The following is a 17,131-nucleotide window of genomic DNA, read 5'->3' on the forward strand; positions in this document are numbered from 1 at the left end:
ACAAAATTGTATTAAAAATTAAATTTTTAAAAAGAATTTATAATGAATACTTATATAATTAAAATATTCTGTGAACTATTAGTATACATGGATTTCAAGCAAGTTTATATAAATATAATATTAAAAAAATTATCTATATACATATAAGGAAATTTATATTTTATTGTCCAACGAAAGTAGTTAATAGGATACATCATATGACATATATTTCTTAAAAGCAATGCTATAATTTAAATTACATTTTATGGAAGTTGGAGGGGAGTATATGCAATATGGTGTTGATATATCAACATATAAAAGATTAGAAAATAAAAAAAATAAAAAAGAATTAAGATTAAATGGGACAGGAGTTAGTGCCATTGCAGCTTTTTTGATGGGGTTTTTGTTAAGTAGGGTTTTATTATCGGTAACTATAGATATGGGGATAGCGCCTTTTGGGATTGCGTATCTTATTGGAATAAGAAAAGAGAAAGGGAGAGATATGCTTTTATCCTTATTGGGGATTATAGGTGGATATCTTTCTATATATAAAACTCTAGAAGGATCGATAGCTTATTGCATAGTGGCTATTGTAGTAATGCTATATATTGAAATATGCAATAAAATAGAGTTAAAGCAAAGAGATATAATAACTTTTGGGTTAATATTCTCAACGTTCTTTATTTATAATTTAATAGTAAATAATCAACCTATAGGTGTTAATTTAACATTTTCAGCTTTAAAGGTATTAAGCATAATACCGGTTAGGTACATACTTAATTATGCATTGAATTGTGTTGATGAATTAGAAAGTAATTATTTTTTCTCAACAGAAGAATTGATAAGTATAGGAATTTTATTGTGCTTATTAGTTGCAGGAATAGGGAATTTAAATATTTTTGGAGTTTATTTAAGAAGTATGTTAGCTTTAACTATAATAGCTATTTTTGCATATGTAGGAGGGGCTGGATTAGGAGCTGCTATAGGAGTTTCGATGGGATTTGTCATTGGAATAACTAATAATGATATAATAACATCCATAAGTTTGTATAGTTTATGTGGGCTTATAATTGGGATATTTAAAGATACAGGAAGAGTATTTTCTTCTATAGCATATTTTGTTGTTTACTTCATAATATCAATGTATTCAGATAAGTTTTCTATTCATGGAGGAATAGAAGTAATAGTAGCTATAGCAATTTTAATTAGTATTCCTAAAAGGATTATAGAATATATAACTAAGGAATTTAATCAAGAAAAGAAGGCAGAGGTTATTAATGATATACATCTAAATGGTGTAAAAAATGAATTTGTCGATAGGCTTAACTCCATGAAATCGATATTATCAAGTTTATCATCATCAATATTAAATTTGGGAGAAAATGATATTTTATCATTAAATAATAAAGGAACTGCTATGGTAGAAAGTTTAGCGGATAGAGTGTGTTACAATTGTGAACTTAAGCAAAGGTGTTGGGATCGTAATCTACATTCTACTTTTGAAGGTTTTTCTGAACTTATAAGTAGCTGTGAAGATAATGATATATATTTCCCGCAAGATTTAGAAAAGAAATGTGTAAAGAAAAGAAGTCTAATGAAAAATGCTCAAGAAATTGTAAATAATTATACTGTAAATGAAGCTTTAAAAACAAGGTTAACGGAAGGTAGAAATTTAATTGCAAATCATATAAATAATATATCTCAGACTATGGGAGATATGATCAGGGATTTTGAAAAAGATATATCTATATGCTCAGAAATAGACAAGGTTTTAAAGAAGGCCTTAAGTAAAAATAAAATAGAGTATAAGGATGTGTTCTGTTATTTAGATAGAAAAGGTAGAATGAAAATAAAAGTAACTTTAAATAACTGTGAGGGCGGATGCTATTGTGCAAAAAACATATTACCTATAATTAATGGGTTAGTAAGAGTTCCGGTATCAATATCAAGTGAAGGATGCAGAATAGATCCTGATACAAATGATTGCTCAATTATAATAGAAGAAACTCCAAAATATCATATGACGTCTTATGCAGCGACAAGAGCTAAGGATGGAGAAACTTCAATGGGAGATAGTTATAGTTTTTCTAAAAATAATGATGGTACTTATTTAGCTATAGTAAGTGATGGAATGGGATCGGGCCCTGAAGCAGGAACAGAAAGTGGACTAGCTGTTGATTTAATTGAAAAGTTTATAGAAAATGGATTTAGTGAAAAAACAGCCATAGATACGGTTAACTCTATAATGGCTATGAAATTTAACGAAGATGAAAAATTTACTACTATGGATTTAAGTGTAGTTGATTTATATACTGGTGAAACGGAATTTATAAAGATAGGTGGAGTTGTTAGCTTTATAAAGAGAGGACAAAGCGTTAAAGTTGTTAAATCTAACAGTTTACCTTTTGGAATATTGGATAGTGTAGATTTAAGTTCAGAGAAAGTAAAACTAAAACATGGTGATATAATAATTTCAATTAGCGACGGTGTATTAGATATAGACAAAAATAATGTTGGAAGTTATTCTTGGTTACAGGAATATTTACAATATGCAGATACGAATCCAGCGGCGTTGTCTAGGGATATTCTTGAAAAGGCAATAGTGTTAAGTGGTGGAAAGGTATGGGATGATATGACAGTTTTAGTTTCCAAAATGTACTCTGTTTATTAATAAGAAGATTAAATAAAAGAGGATGGGATATAAATGTAGTATCTCATCTTCTTCAATTTTTTATGTTGAAAAAATTAACAGTCATAATTGTTTACATATATAAATGTTAAGGTTATTATATTATATATGTTTTGATTATTAATGTGAAATATAAAGTGCGATATATAACTTTAAGGTTTATATTTAATTAAATAAGTTCATAAGATTATTAATATTAGAAAACTATTATAAGAAGAACACTAATTAATAGGAAGAATATTAATTGAATTATATTAGAGAAGTGATTATTAGGAGTTATATAATAAAATAAATATACTGAGGAGCATAAATGTGATAAACAAAGTAAAGGATTTTATAATTAAAAATAATCTTATACAAGAAGGAGATAGAGTTTTAGTTGCTTTATCTGGAGGGCCTGATTCAGTTTGTTTACTTCATATACTTTATAAGTTAAGAGAATCTCTAAATATAGATATAGGAGCAGCTCATGTTAATCATATGCTGAGAGGTCAAGATGCTTTAAATGATGAAGAATATGCAAAAGAAATATGTAAAGAATTTAATATCGAGTTTTATCCAATAAGGATTGATATAGATAAAATAGCTAAAGAAAAGGGTATTTCTCATGAAATGGCAGGAAGAGAAGAAAGATATAAATTCTTTGACTTTATAAAAAACACACAAAACTATAGTAAAATAGCTGTAGCTCATAATTCTAATGACCAAGCTGAAACTGTTGTTATGAATATGATGAGAGGGGCTGGAATTGAAGGGTTGTGTGGAATTAGAAGTAAGCGGGATGGCGGGATAATAAGGCCTATATTATGTCTTTCAAGAGAAGATGTAGAAAATTATTGTAAAGAAAATAATTTGAATCCTAGAATAGATAAAACTAATTTAGAAAATATATATAGTAGGAACAAAGTTAGGTTAGATATACTACCTTATATGAAAGAAAATTTTAATAAAGATATAATAGAAACTTTGAATAGAATGACAAATTTATTACAAATAGATAATGACTTTATTGAAAAACAATGTAATAATAGTTATAAAAAGTATTGTAGTAATAAAAATAGTCATATAGTTATATCGAAAGAAGCATTTTTATTAGAGAAGGCAATAATAACAAGGATTATAAAAAAGTCGTTTGTAGAGTTTACTGGAAAGTACAATAATTTCGAGATGAAGCATATTTATGAAGTGATTGAGATTGCAAAAAATTCTACAAATAAAAAAGTTGATTTACCAAATGGAATAGTAGCCGAAAATATATATGGAGATATATACTTAAAAAATAAAGAATATAATAATAAAGAATATGTAGAAAAAGAGGTGTTGATAAATAAGAGTCAATTGAATAAGGGTTCTTTTGAATATGACAGATATGATATTGGTTTTAAGGTTATAAAAGGTAAAAATAATATAGAATTTTCAAATAATGTATTAATAAAATATTTTGATTATGATAAGATAAAAGAAAAGATAATTATTAGAAAAAGAAGAAATGGGGATAAGATAGTCCCTCTTGGAATGAAAGGAAGTAAAAAAGTAAAAGACATATTTATTAATCTAAAAGTTCCAGTTGAACAAAGACCTGAAATTCCTATTTTATGTTTTGATAATGAAATAGCTTGGATAGTAGGTCATAAGGTTTCAGATAAGTTTAAAATAACTAAGGATACTAAAAATGTACTAAAAATTACTTTTACTAGAAAGGAATAGGGAAATGATAAGGGACATAAAGGAAATATTACTTACTGAAGAACAAATAGTAGGAAAGGTTAAAGAATTAGCAACTAAGATAAGTGAAGATTATAGGAATAAAGATTTACTTGTTGTAGGGATTTTAAAAGGGTCAGTTATGTTTGCGTCTGATCTTATAAAGAATATAACAATACCTTGCGAAATTGATTTTATGGCGGTATCTAGTTATGGAAGTTCTACAGAAACATCTGGAGTGGTTAGAATTTTAAAAGATTTAGATCATAGCATTGAAGGTAAAGACATAATTATAGTAGAAGATATAATAGATAGTGGAGTTACACTAGATTACTTATTAAAGTACTTGAAAACTAGAAAAGCTAATAGCATAGAAATAATAACTTTTTTAACTAAGCCATCTAGAAGAAAGGTAGATATACAAGTTAAATATTGTGGATTTGAAGTTCCAGATGAGTTTTTAGTTGGATATGGATTAGATTTTGCTGAAAAATATAGGAACCTACCATATGTAGGTATATTAAAAGAAGAAGTGTATAAAAATTAAATTTAAAATGCAATATAATAAAACTAGAAGAAAGGGGGGCCTTGAATGAAAAAATATTCAAGTGCAACAGTATGGATATTTGTTATTTTGATACTTTTCTTATCTGCAACGTTCTTATGGAATAGCGGTAAGATGGCAGATGAGATATCATACAGTGATTTTCAACAAAAATGGGTTAATGATGAGATAGAAAGTATTATGGTTCATCCAGATAAGATGTTAATTTCAGGAAAGACAAGAGATAGTAAGCAATTCAATACATATGCTCCTAGTGAAATGGTGCAGATGTTAATGGCTCAAACTCCTAAAGATGATATTAGAGTAGATTTTAAACAACCTTCAAATAGTAGTGTATGGATTAGTATAATACCTACAGTGATGATAATGGTTCTATTCTTTGTATTCTTCTTTATGATGTCACAACAGTCACAAGGTGGCGGGGGTGGAAGAGGTGTTATGAATTTTGGAAAAAGTAGAGCAAAGATAATGCCTCCAGATGCCAAGAGAGTTACATTTGATGATGTAGCAGGAGCAGATGAAGAAAAGCAAGAATTAGAAGAAATAGTTGATTTCTTAAAACAACCATCAAGATATACTGAGATGGGAGCTAGAATACCTAAGGGAGTTTTATTAGTAGGACCTCCAGGAACAGGTAAAACTTTATTAGCAAAAGCTATAGCTGGAGAGGCTGGAGTGCCTTTCTATAGTATATCAGGATCAGATTTCGTTGAAATGTTCGTTGGTGTTGGTGCATCAAGAGTTAGGGATTTATTTGAGCAAGCTAAAAAGAGCGCACCATCACTTGTGTTTATAGATGAAATAGATGCAGTAGGCAGACAAAGAGGTGCAGGCCTTGGTGGAGGACATGACGAAAGAGAGCAAACATTAAATCAACTATTAGTTGAAATGGATGGTTTTGGTGCTAATGAAGGAATAATAATGATTGCAGCAACAAATAGACCGGATATTTTAGATCCAGCTTTACTTAGACCAGGTAGATTTGATAGACAAATTGTTGTTGGAGCTCCTGATGTAAAGGGAATAGAAGAGATACTAAAAGTTCATACTAAGAAAAAGCCTTTATCAGAAGAGGTAGAATTGAAAGTTTTAGCTAAGAGAACTCCAGGATTTAGTGGGGCGGATTTAGAAAACTTAGCAAATGAGGCTGCGTTATTAGCAGTTAGAAAAAATGAAAAATTAATAGGAATGCAAGATTTTGAGGAAGCTATAACTAGAGTAATAGCTGGACCAGAAAAGAAGAGTAGAGCTATTAATGAACATGATAGAAAGTTAACTGCATATCACGAAGCAGGTCATGCGGTTGTAATGAAACTTTTAGTTCATTCAGATCCAGTTCATGAAATTAGTATAATACCAAGAGGTATGGCAGGTGGATATACAATGCATTTACCTGAAGAAGATAGATCATATACATCAAAAGAAAAATTAAGAGATGATATGGTTGGATTACTTGGTGGTAGAGTTGCTGAAAAGTTAATATTATCAGATATTAGTACTGGAGCTAAGAATGATATTGATAGAGCAAGTGCTATAGCAAGAGCTATGGTAATGGAATATGGAATGAGTGAAAAGCTTGGAACTATCTCATATGGCGGAGATAATAATGAAGTGTTCTTAGGAAGAAACTTAGGACACGGCAGAAATTTCAGTGAAGAAGTTGGAGCAGAAATCGATAAGGAAGTTAAGAGATTTATTGATGAAGCATATGAAAGAGCAGAAACTTTATTAAGTCAAAATATTAATAAATTACATGCAGTAGCAGCAACTTTATTAGAAAAAGAAAAAATAGATGGCGCAGAATTTGTAAGAATTTTTGAAGCTAGCTAATAAAAAAACAGTAGCCATATGGCTACTGTTTTTTTATTAGGAATTTATAATAAAGTTTGAAATTAATTATTAACATATAAAGATGTTTATAATATAAAAGATACTTTATAAATTTAATAGATATCTTATAAAAATATAAATACGAATTATATATTGCAAGTGCAAATCGAAAACAAGCAATTTATAGCTATTTTACGAATCATAACGGTTATTAAAAATATAATGTTCGAATATATGTTTAAAAGTTATGAATTAAATGATATAATTTATGTATAGAATAAGAATATGAAATAATTTTATGAAAGTTAGGAGTGTATTGAGATGAAGAGCGATATTCAAATAGCTCAAGAAGCTAAAATGGAATATATAACTAAGATATCAGAAAAGCTAAATTTAACTGAAGATGATATAGAACAATATGGAAAATATAAATGTAAATTATCCTTAGATATATTAGAAAAAAATAAAAATAAAGAAAATGGTAAGTTAGTTTTAGTTACTGCAATAAATCCTACACCTGCGGGGGAAGGAAAATCAACAGTTACAGTTGGTCTAGGGCAAGCACTTTGTAAAATGGGTAAAAATGCAGTTATAGCATTAAGAGAACCTTCACTTGGACCGGTGTTTGGAATAAAAGGGGGAGCAGCAGGTGGTGGCTATGCTCAAGTAGTACCAATGGAAGATATAAATTTACATTTTACAGGTGATATGCATGCTATTACTAGTGCTAATAACTTATTAGCGGCAGCTATAGATAATCATATACATCAAGGAAATGATTTAAGGATTGATTCAAGAAGAATAGTGTTCAAAAGAGTAATGGATATGAATGATAGAGCACTTAGGAACATAGTTGTTGGATTAGGTGGAAAGCTTAATGGTTTTTTAAGAGAAGATGGATTCATGATAACTGTTGCATCAGAGATTATGGCTATATTATGTTTAGCTAATAGTTTATCAGATCTTAAAGAAAGAATGGGTAATATATTAATAGCATATGATTTAGATGGGAATCCAGTTTATGCAAAGCAATTGAATGTACAAGGAGCAATGGCTTTACTTATGAAAGATGCTATAAAGCCTAATTTAGTTCAAACATTAGAGAATACTCCAGCCATAATACATGGAGGACCTTTTGCAAATATAGCGCATGGATGTAATTCCATAATAGCAACCAAGATGGCCTTGAAATTAGGTGATATAGTTGTTACTGAAGCTGGGTTTGGAGCTGATTTAGGAGCAGAAAAATTCTTGGATATTAAATGTAGATATGGTGAACTAACTCCGGATTGTGTTGTCATAGTTGCAACTGTTAGAGCTTTAAAGAATCATGGTGGAGTGAATAAGGAGATGTTAAGTACTCCTGATGTTGAAGCTTTAGCTAAGGGAATAACTAATTTAGAAAAGCAAATTGAAAATATTAAAAAATATAATGTACCAGTAGTTGTAGCTATTAACAAATTTATAAGTGATAGCAATGAAGAAGTAGAGTTTATTATAGATTATTGTAACAAATTAGGAGTTGAGGTTGCTTTATCGGATGTATGGGCAAAAGGTGGAGAAGGTGGAATTGAATTAGGAGAAGTTGTTTGTAATGTATTAGAAAAAGAAAAATCTAACTTTAAACCTATTTATGATATAGAAAATAGTATAGAAGAAAAGATAAATATAATAGCTAGAGAAATTTATGGAGCAAATAGAGCGGTATTTACTCAAAATGCAAAAAAACAAATTGAGGAATTAGAGAAATTTGGGCTAGATAAATTGCCTATATGTATGGCAAAGACTCAATATTCTTTATCTGATAATCCATCATTAAAAGGTAGACCTGAAAATTTTGATATAACTGTTAGAGAGGTTAGAGTTTCTAATGGCGCAGGGTTTATTGTTGCATTAAATGGTGATATAATGACAATGCCAGGACTTCCAAAAGTTCCAGCTGCAAATAAAATGGATATACTAGATAATGGAGAAATAGTAGGGTTATTTTAATATATAAAATTTACAACACTTGACAAATAATTTGTAATTGTTAAAATTAGATTGTTAAATTATTGTGATTATATTTATTTAATAAAGGCAGCTTTCAAAGCTGCTTTTAATTGTATTAAGGTGGTGCTTGTATGATTTTAGTGGTAGACGTAGGTAATACCAATATAGTCTTGGGAGTATATAATAATTCTGAAAATATTGCTAGCTGGAGAATTTCTACTGATGCAAAAAAGACATCAGATGAATATTCTATTCAAGTTATGCAGCTTTTTATTCAAAGTAATCTAAATCCTAGAGAGGTAAAAGGAATAATAATTTCATCTGTAGTTCCTAACATAATGCATTCATTAGAAAATATGATAAAAAAGAGCTTTGGAATTAATCCTTTAATTGTAGGTCCAGGTGTTAAAACTGGAATAAATATTAAATATGATAATCCAAAGGAAGTAGGAGCGGATAGAATTGTAAATGCTGTAGCTGCTCATGACAAATATAAGAGGGATCTTATAATAATAGATTTTGGAACAGCAACAACATTTTGTTCATTAACTAAAGAAGCAAACTATCTTGGAGGGTGTATTACACCAGGTATAAGAATAGCATCTGATGCTTTATTTGATAGAGCTGCAAAGTTACCGAGAGTAGAATTAGAAGTACCCAAAAATATAATATGTAAAAATACTATATCTAGCATGCAAGCGGGTATAATTTATGGATATATAGGGCAGGTAGAATATATAGTAAATAAAATAAAAAAAGAAATGAAAGATCTTGGTTCAGATGAGCCTTTAGTTATAGCGACTGGAGGATTAGCAAAATTAATAGCTAAGAAAACTAACGTTATAGATAAGGTTGATTCTAGTTTAACATTAGAGGGGTTAAGAATAATATACGAAAAAAATAAGGAGTAGTATAATATGAAAATTGGAAACCTAGAATTTGAAAATAATGTTTTTCTAGCGCCTATGGCAGGGGTAACCGATATCTCTTTTAGAGGACTATGTAAGGAGATGGGGTGTGGGTTGGTTTATACAGAGATGGTAAGCGCTAAGGCTCTTTACTATGGAAATGAAAATACCAAGTCATTGCTTAGAATAGCTGATGAAGAAACTCCTGTTGCAGCTCAAATTTTTGGGAATGATCCTAGGATAATGGCTGAAGTAGTACAAAGATATTTTAATGAGAGAGAAGATATTTGTTTAGTAGATATAAATATGGGCTGTCCTGTAAATAAAATTACTAAAAATGGAGAAGGATCAGCTTTGTTAAAGCATCCAGAGCTAGCCGCTAATATAGTGAGAGAAATTAAAAAGGTATCTACTAAACCAGTAACAGTTAAATTTAGAAAAGGCTGGGATGAAGGAAATATCAATGCTGTTGAATTTGCCAAGAGACTTGAAGAGGCTGGAGTAGATGCAGTTACTGTTCATGGAAGAACAAAGGAGCAGATGTACGAAGGTAAAGCAGATTGGGATATAATAGGAAAAGTTAAGGATTCTGTATCAATACCAGTACTGGGAAACGGAGATGTATTTACTTCAGAAGATGCAATAGAGTTAAAAAATAAAACTAATTGTGATGGAATAATGATTGCAAGAGGTAGTATGGGGAACCCTTGGATATTTAAGCAAATTGAATATGCACTAAAAGGAAAAGTACCTTTAGAGATAACATATTTAGATAGAATAAATATGTGTTTAAGGCATTATGAATTAGCACTTAAGTACGATGGTGAGAGAAAAGCTGTGAGGGAAATGCGAAAGCATGCATCCTGGTATATAAAGGGATTACCTAAGAGTGCTGACATAAGGGGAGTTATGAATACTTTAGAGGATAGTAGTGCTGTAATTGAATTGTTAAATAACTATAAAAATGAATTAACAATAAGTTCTGATAAAGTTTAAATAATATACCTGAATAATAAATTTTTAAAAGAATAAATATATTAAAAGCGAGAATACTATATATCTGTTAAATAAATATAAAGGGATGTCTTTATATTATAACTTAGTTGACATATAATACTTGCTGATTTATAATGTTTTAAATGATTTTAAGAATATCAGACCTAGTGTTAGGTATTTAAATAAAAGTAGTAATTTTGAAGGGGAGAAAATCATGAGTGAAACTAAAAAGTTCGTAATGACATACGAAGGTGTAAAAAAGTTAGAAGATGAATTAGAGTTTTTAAAATCTGTTAAAAGAAAAGAAATAACTGAAAAAATAAAAGTTGCATTAGGATATGGGGATTTAAGCGAAAACTCAGAATATGATGAAGCTAAAAACGAACAAGCATTTACTGAAGGTAGAATTATTCAATTAGAAAATATGCTAAAGAATGCTGTTGTTGTTGATGGATCAGAAATTCCAACAGATAAGGTATCAGTAGGAACAAAGGTTAAAGTTAAAGATTATGAATTTGATGAGGAAGTTGAATATTCAATAGTAGGTTCAGCAGAAGCAGATCCTATGGAATTTAAAATATCAAATGAATCACCAGTAGGAGCAGCTTTATTAGGTAAAAAGGTTGGAGAAATAGTTGAAGTTTTAGTTCCAGGTGGAATAAACAAGTTTGAAATATTAGGAATAAGAAGAGAGTAACGGAGGGATATTTAATGTCAACTGAGGAAATGAATATACAAGAGTTAGAATCTCAGTTTAGTGAGCAAGAAGCATTAAGAAGAGAAAAGTTAGTAGAGTTACAAAATCAAGGAAAGGATCCATTTGACGTTTATAAAGTTGAAAGAACACATATGTCAGAGGATGTTAAGAAGGATTTTGAAAACCTAGAAGGAACTATAGTTACAGTTGCTGGAAGAATCATGTCTAAAAGAGGTCAAGGAAAAGTTGTATTCTCAGACGTACAAGATAGAGACGGAAAAATTCAATTATTTATAAAAATAGATGAAGTAGGAGAAGAAGCTTTAAAGTCATATAAAACATATGATTTAGGTGATTGGGTTGTTGCAACTGGAGAAGTATTTAAAACTAAAACTGGAGAAGTTTCAGTTAAGGTTAAGAATTTTGAATTAATATGTAAATCATTAAAACCATTACCAGAAAAGTGGCATGGATTAAAAGATCCAGATTTAAGATATAGACAAAGAGAAGTAGATATGATCTCAAACCCAGAAGTTAAGACTAATTTCATGAAGAGAGCAACTATACTTAAAGGAGTAAGAGAATTCTTAGATAACAGAGGATTTATAGAAGTTGAAACTCCAATGCTTGCACCTATAGCTGGAGGAGCGTCAGCAAGACCATTTATAACTCATCATAATACTTTAGATATAGATATGTATTTAAGAATAGCTCCAGAATTATATTTAAAGAGATGTATAGTTGCTGGATTAGAAAAAGTTTATGACATGGGAAGAACTTTTAGAAATGAAGGTATGTCTGTAAGACATAATCCTGAATTTACAATGATAGAATTATACGAAGCATTTTCAGACTATAACGATATGATGGAAATTGCAGAAAATATGATTGCATCAGTATGCGAAAAAGTAAATGGAACAACTAAGGTTAATTATCAAGGTACAGAAATTGACTTTGCACCGCCATGGAGAAGAATAACTATGGTTGATGCTGTAAAAGAACATACAGGTATAGATTTTAATGAGATAAAATCAGATGAAGAAGCTCAGGCTATAGCTAAAGAAAAGAATTTAGAATTTAAGAAGAATATTAAGCACGTAACAAAGGGCGAAGTGTTAAATGTTCTATTTGAAGAATATGCAGAACAACATATGATACAACCAACATTTATATGTGATTACCCAGTAGAAATATCACCTTTAACTAAAAAGAAAAGAGGAAATGATAAATTTACTGAAAGATTTGAAGGATTTGTATTTGGAAGAGAAATATGTAATGCATATTCAGAATTAAATGACCCAATAGTTCAAAGAGAAAGATTTAATCAACAAGAAAAAGAAAGAGAACTAGGGGATGATGAAGCATACATGATAGATGAAGAGTTTATGAGTGCTTTAGAAACAGGTATGCCTCCAACAGGTGGATTAGGAATAGGTATAGATAGAGTTATAATGTTCTTAACAGATTCAGCATCTATAAGAGATGTTATAATGTTCCCAACAATGAAACCACAAAAGTAGTATTTTAAGGCTGTCATAGACAGCCTTTTTATTTTGTAGTAGATAGATTTTATTAAAATTCACATAAATATTTTTATTAAATTTTAATGCATTTTGAGATATTTAAAAATTAAAATTAAAAAAATCATAAAAAACACTTGCAATATTAATGAAACTTGATATAATAACTAATGTAGTAAATATTCCGCGATAGCTCAACGGTGGAGCACTCGGCTGTTAACCGATAGGTTGGAGGTTCGAATCCTCTTCGCGGAGCCATTTTGATTTTAAAATTAATTTATGAATATTCCGTGGTAGCTCAATGGTGGAGCACTCGGCTGTTAACCGATAGGTTGGAGGTTCGAATCCTCTCCACGGAGCCATTTTAATTTTAAAATTAATTTATAAGAATATTCCGTGGTAGCTCAATGGTGGAGCACTCGGCTGTTAACCGATAGGTTGGAGGTTCGAATCCTCTCCACGGAGCCATTTTTATAAGAGTTTTATAAGAATAGATAATTTGTCTATTGTTATAAAACTCTTTTTGTATATAAGAGAGATATAATATTTAAATTTAAATAATGATAAATAGAATATAGCTAAAAATAATATAAGTATTAATTTAATAAAGATTTTTAATAGAAAGCCTTTTGCACTTGACATATAAAAGGCTTTTGGTAAAATTAATATATAATTTAATAGATACAATGATAAAGAGGAGTAAACTTAATATTTCTTTTAGAGAGACGATGGTTGGTGTAAATCGTTATTAATTTAAGTTGAAGGGCGCTTTTGAGTATTAACACTGAAAGTTGGGCTAAAGCCAAGAAGGGTGGAACCGCGGAATTGAAATTTCGTCCCTTTAGGTTTGGGGCCTTTTTTATTTATAAAAAATTGGAGGTATTAAAATGGCAGTAGAAAAAACTATGGAAAAAATAGTTGCTCTTTGTAAGAGTAGAGGTTTTGTATTCCCAGGATCAGAGATATATGGAGGGTTAGCCAACTCTTGGGATTACGGTCCATTAGGAGTAGAATTTAAAAATAACGTTAAAAAGGCATGGTGGAAGAAGTTCGTTCAAGAAAGTCCATATAATGTAGGAGTAGACTGTGCTATATTAATGAATCCAGAAGTGTGGGTTGCATCAGGACACGTTGGTGGATTTTCAGATCCTTTAATGGATTGTAAGGAATGTAAAGCAAGATTCAGAGCTGATAAGATAGTGGAAGATCATATGACTGAAAATGGAGCAGAAGTTGCTAGTGCAGATGGTTGGTCTAATGAGCAATTAAAGGAATATATAGAAAAGAATAATATAGTATGTCCTAAGTGTGGAAAATTAAATTATACTGATATAAGAAAATTTAATTTAATGTTTAAAACATTCCAAGGAATAACAGAAGATTCTGCTAGTACAATATACTTAAGACCGGAAACAGCTCAAGGTATATTTGTAAACTTTAAATCAGTACAAAGAACTTCAAGAAAGAAAGTTCCATTTGGTATTGCTCAAGTTGGTAAATCATTCAGAAATGAAATAACTCCAGGAAATTTTACATTTAGAACAAGAGAATTTGAGCAAATGGAGTTAGAGTTTTTCTGTAAGCCAGGAACAGATTTAGAATGGTTTAAGTATTGGAAGGATTATTGTTGGAATTTCTTATTAAATCTGGGAGTACAACAAGATAATTTAAGAATGAGAGATCATGGTGAAGAAGAATTATCTTTCTATTCAAATGCAACATCAGATATAGAATATTTATTCCCATTTGGATGGGGTGAATTATGGGGAATAGCTGATAGAACAGATTATGACCTAAAAAAGCACCAAGAACACTCAGGTCAAGATATGAGTTACTTAGATCCAAGCACTAATGAAAAATATGTTCCTTATGTTATAGAACCATCTTTAGGAGCTGATAGAGTTGCATTAGCTTTCTTAGTAGATGCATATGATGAAGAAGAGTTAGAAGGTGGGGATGTTAGAACTGTTATGCATTTACATCCTGCTTTAGCTCCATATAAGGCAGCAATTTTACCACTTTCAAAGAAGCTTTCAGAAAAAGCCTTAGATGTATATTCTGACTTAAGCAAAAAATTCAATATAGAATATGATGAAGCTGGAAGTATTGGTAAGAGATATAGAAGACAAGATGAAATAGGAACTCCGTTCTGTATAACAATAGATTTTGATACTTTAGAAGATGAAGCAGTTACTATTAGAAATAGAGATACTATGGAACAAGAAAGAATAAAAATTTCAGATTTAGAAGCTTATATTGAAAAAAGCTTAGAATTCTAATTTTAAGAAGGGGCTATATTAAAATAAACTTTGATATTAGCTGATAAAAAGGGAAGCTCGAATTAGAGTTTCTCTTTTTGTTCATATATAAATAATATACCCTAAATTTCCATTTAAGTTTAAAGATACCTTTAAGTAAGTAAAATCAATAGTTTAAAAAGGGCTCGCGTTTCGTGAGCCCTTTTATAAAAATAAGAGATTAACTTTTTAAGGCAATAAAGCTTATTTGAAATTAAATAAATTTTATATTAAATAGATTTCTGAGACTGCGTCTTTTTTGTATTTAATAAATTTAAGTGTTATAATTAGAAAGAATTGGGACAGACTTAAAGATAAGTGAGCTTCCAAATTTTATATTTAGCAAGGCGAACTTACTCATTCGAATGCATATGAGAAGGAGTTACAACAAAACTTCCAAATTTTATATTTGGCAAAGTAAACTTACTCATTAGAAAAATGTGAGAGTGGTAAATACATATTTATTGGATTTTAAATGACTTATTTAGTAAGTTTATATTATTGATTTGAACTTAGTAAAAGGAGTTTCATATAATATTTTATATATGGTTTTGGAGGAAGATTATGAAGAAGCAATTTAATGAATTTAAAGATTTTATAAAAGGACAAAAAGTTGCTGTTGTTGGCATAGGAGTTAGTAATATACCTCTTATAAGATTTTTAGTTAAACTTGGAGCAGTTGTAACTGCATTTGATAAGAAAAATAGAGAAGAACTAGGAGATATAGCAAAAGAGTTTGATGAGTTATCAGTTACATTAGAATTAGGAGAGGATTACTTAGATAGATTAACAGGATTTGACGTAGTATTTAAGACCCCGTCAATGAGAATAGATTGTGATGCTTTAGTAAAAGTAAAAAGTGAGGGCGCATATATAACTTCAGAAATGGAGGAGTTTGTTAGATATTGTAAAGGGAAAGTTTACGGAATTACAGGAAGTGATGGGAAAACAACAACAACAACAATTATATCAAAGCTTTTAGAAGAGGCAGGATATAAAACTTGGGTTGGGGGGAATATAGGAACTCCATTGTTTTCTAATATAGAAGAAATAAGAGAAGAGGATAAAGTTGTATTAGAATTATCTAGTTTTCAGCTTATGACTATGGATGTTCCAGTTGATATTGCTGTAGTAACTAATCTTGCACCAAATCATTTGGATATGCATCTTGATATGCAAGAATATATAGATGCTAAGAAAAATATATTCTTATATCAAGATAAAGATGGAGTTTTAATATTAAATAGAGAAAATGAAATAACTCATGGGTTTGTTCCTGAGGCTAAAGGGATAGTTAAAGAATTTAGTTCTAAAAGAGAAATTGAAAATGGTGCTTACTTAAAAGATAATATGTTATACCTAGAAAATAATATAGTTTGTGAAAAAGAAAATATAGCTATTAAAGGGATTCATAATATAGAAAATTATTTAGCTGCATTTTTAGCAACAAAAGATGATGTATCTATAGATGTTATGAAGAAAGTTGCTGAGAGATTTGGTGGTGTTGAACATAGATGTGAATTAGTTAGAGAAATTGATGGTGTTAAATACTATAATGATTCAATAGCTTCAAGCCCAACAAGAACATTAGCTGGATTATTTGCTTTTGATAAAAAGGTAATTTTAATAGCTGGAGGATATGATAAACATATTCCATTTGAACCTTTAGCAGAAGAAGGGTATCCATATATAAAAGAGCTAATACTATTAGGAGCTACAAAAAATTTGATAAAAGATGCTTTTGTAAAATTAAAAGAAGAAAAAGGAATTGAAGTTTCTATAAGTTTAGTAGATACATTAGAAGAGGCTGTATTTAAAGCTAAAGACTTAGCTGATGAGGGGGATGTAGTTACTTTATCACCAGCTTGTGCATCTTTTGATATGTTCCCTAATTTTGCTGAAAGAGGAAATAGATTTAAGGAAATAGTAAACAAGATATGATAAAAAAATAAAA

Annotated in this window: 11 protein-coding genes, 3 tRNA genes and 1 other annotated feature; all 14 genes read left to right on the forward strand. The window is 29.8% G+C overall.

All coding sequences use genetic code 11. The annotated features are described in order from the left end of the window. Window positions 1-265 precede the first annotated feature (265 nt). The 14 genes from spoIIE (at window position 266) to murD (ending at window position 17,118) form a co-directional block, all read left to right on the forward strand. Entirely contained in the window at window positions 266-2,650 is a 2,385-nt protein-coding gene (gene spoIIE / locus CSBG_RS17535) for a stage II sporulation protein E (RefSeq protein ID WP_008681661.1), read from the forward strand. Window positions 2,651-2,980: 330 nt separating this feature from the next. Then, on the forward strand, window positions 2,981-4,375 hold the full coding sequence (gene tilS, locus CSBG_RS17540; RefSeq protein ID WP_008681662.1) for a tRNA lysidine(34) synthetase TilS: 1,395 nt from the start codon (window positions 2,981-2,983) through the stop codon (window positions 4,373-4,375). A 4-nt stretch (window positions 4,376-4,379) separates the two neighbouring features. Beyond that, complete coding sequence (gene hpt / locus CSBG_RS17545; protein WP_008681664.1) at window positions 4,380-4,919, forward strand: hypoxanthine phosphoribosyltransferase; 540 nt, start codon at window positions 4,380-4,382, stop codon at window positions 4,917-4,919. Window positions 4,920-4,964: 45 nt separating this feature from the next. Further along, window positions 4,965-6,767 carry an ATP-dependent zinc metalloprotease FtsH gene (ftsH, locus tag CSBG_RS17550; protein ID WP_008681665.1) on the forward strand — a complete coding sequence of 601 codons (1,803 nt, stop codon included), beginning with the start codon at window positions 4,965-4,967 and terminating at the stop codon, window positions 6,765-6,767. A 321-nt stretch (window positions 6,768-7,088) separates the two neighbouring features. Beyond that, a complete protein-coding gene (locus CSBG_RS17555; RefSeq protein ID WP_008681667.1) occupies window positions 7,089-8,759 on the forward strand; it encodes a formate--tetrahydrofolate ligase in 1,671 nt (556 codons plus the stop codon). 131 nt (window positions 8,760-8,890) lie between these two features. After that, window positions 8,891-9,670, forward strand: coding sequence for a type III pantothenate kinase (locus CSBG_RS17560; protein WP_008681669.1), 780 nt, complete (start codon window positions 8,891-8,893; stop codon window positions 9,668-9,670). 6 nt (window positions 9,671-9,676) lie between these two features. Then, entirely contained in the window at window positions 9,677-10,663 is a 987-nt protein-coding gene (gene dusB, locus CSBG_RS17565; protein ID WP_008681670.1) for a tRNA dihydrouridine synthase DusB, read from the forward strand. Between the two features lie 214 nt (window positions 10,664-10,877). Then, window positions 10,878-11,360, forward strand: a complete 483-nt coding sequence (gene greA, locus CSBG_RS17570) for a transcription elongation factor GreA (RefSeq protein WP_008681672.1) — start codon at window positions 10,878-10,880, stop codon at window positions 11,358-11,360. A 14-nt stretch (window positions 11,361-11,374) separates the two neighbouring features. After that, the gene (gene lysS / locus CSBG_RS17575; RefSeq protein ID WP_008681674.1) at window positions 11,375-12,880 is read left to right on the forward strand and encodes a lysine--tRNA ligase; all 1,506 of its coding nucleotides are present in this window, start codon (window positions 11,375-11,377) and stop codon (window positions 12,878-12,880) included. A 183-nt stretch (window positions 12,881-13,063) separates the two neighbouring features. Next, window positions 13,064-13,138 (forward strand) — tRNA-Asn (locus CSBG_RS17580). A gap of 29 nt (window positions 13,139-13,167) precedes the next feature. Then, window positions 13,168-13,242 (forward strand) — tRNA-Asn (locus CSBG_RS17585). Window positions 13,243-13,273: 31 nt separating this feature from the next. Beyond that, window positions 13,274-13,348: transfer RNA gene (locus CSBG_RS17590), tRNA-Asn, on the forward strand. 209 nt (window positions 13,349-13,557) lie between these two features. Beyond that, window positions 13,558-13,724: a binding site (T-box leader), on the forward strand. A gap of 43 nt (window positions 13,725-13,767) precedes the next feature. Next, window positions 13,768-15,159 (forward strand): glycine--tRNA ligase, encoded by a 1,392-nt coding sequence (locus CSBG_RS17595; protein WP_008681675.1) that lies wholly within the window; start codon window positions 13,768-13,770, stop codon window positions 15,157-15,159. 582 nt (window positions 15,160-15,741) lie between these two features. Next, on the forward strand, window positions 15,742-17,118 hold the full coding sequence (gene murD, locus CSBG_RS17600) for a UDP-N-acetylmuramoyl-L-alanine--D-glutamate ligase (protein WP_008681677.1): 1,377 nt from the start codon (window positions 15,742-15,744) through the stop codon (window positions 17,116-17,118). Window positions 17,119-17,131 lie beyond the last annotated feature (13 nt).

It is taken from the genome of Clostridium sp. 7_2_43FAA (assembly GCF_000158375.2).
Classification (GTDB): Bacteria; Bacillota; Clostridia; order Clostridiales; family Clostridiaceae; genus Clostridium; species Clostridium tertium.

Bases quoted from the DNA above. Each gene is read 5' to 3' on its own strand.
- spoIIE (WP_008681661.1), top strand. From the start codon at position 266: ATGCAATATGGTGTTGATATATCAACATATAAAAGATTAGAAAATAAA.
- hpt (WP_008681664.1), top strand. From the start codon at position 4,380: ATGATAAGGGACATAAAGGAAATATTACTTACTGAAGAACAAATAGTA.
- ftsH (WP_008681665.1), top strand. From the start codon at position 4,965: ATGAAAAAATATTCAAGTGCAACAGTATGGATATTTGTTATTTTGATA.
- CSBG_RS17555 (WP_008681667.1), top strand. From the start codon at position 7,089: ATGAAGAGCGATATTCAAATAGCTCAAGAAGCTAAAATGGAATATATA.
- CSBG_RS17560 (WP_008681669.1), top strand. From the start codon at position 8,891: ATGATTTTAGTGGTAGACGTAGGTAATACCAATATAGTCTTGGGAGTA.
- dusB (WP_008681670.1), top strand. From the start codon at position 9,677: ATGAAAATTGGAAACCTAGAATTTGAAAATAATGTTTTTCTAGCGCCT.
- greA (WP_008681672.1), top strand. From the start codon at position 10,878: ATGAGTGAAACTAAAAAGTTCGTAATGACATACGAAGGTGTAAAAAAG.
- lysS (WP_008681674.1), top strand. From the start codon at position 11,375: ATGTCAACTGAGGAAATGAATATACAAGAGTTAGAATCTCAGTTTAGT.
- CSBG_RS17595 (WP_008681675.1), top strand. From the start codon at position 13,768: ATGGCAGTAGAAAAAACTATGGAAAAAATAGTTGCTCTTTGTAAGAGT.
- murD (WP_008681677.1), top strand. From the start codon at position 15,742: ATGAAGAAGCAATTTAATGAATTTAAAGATTTTATAAAAGGACAAAAA.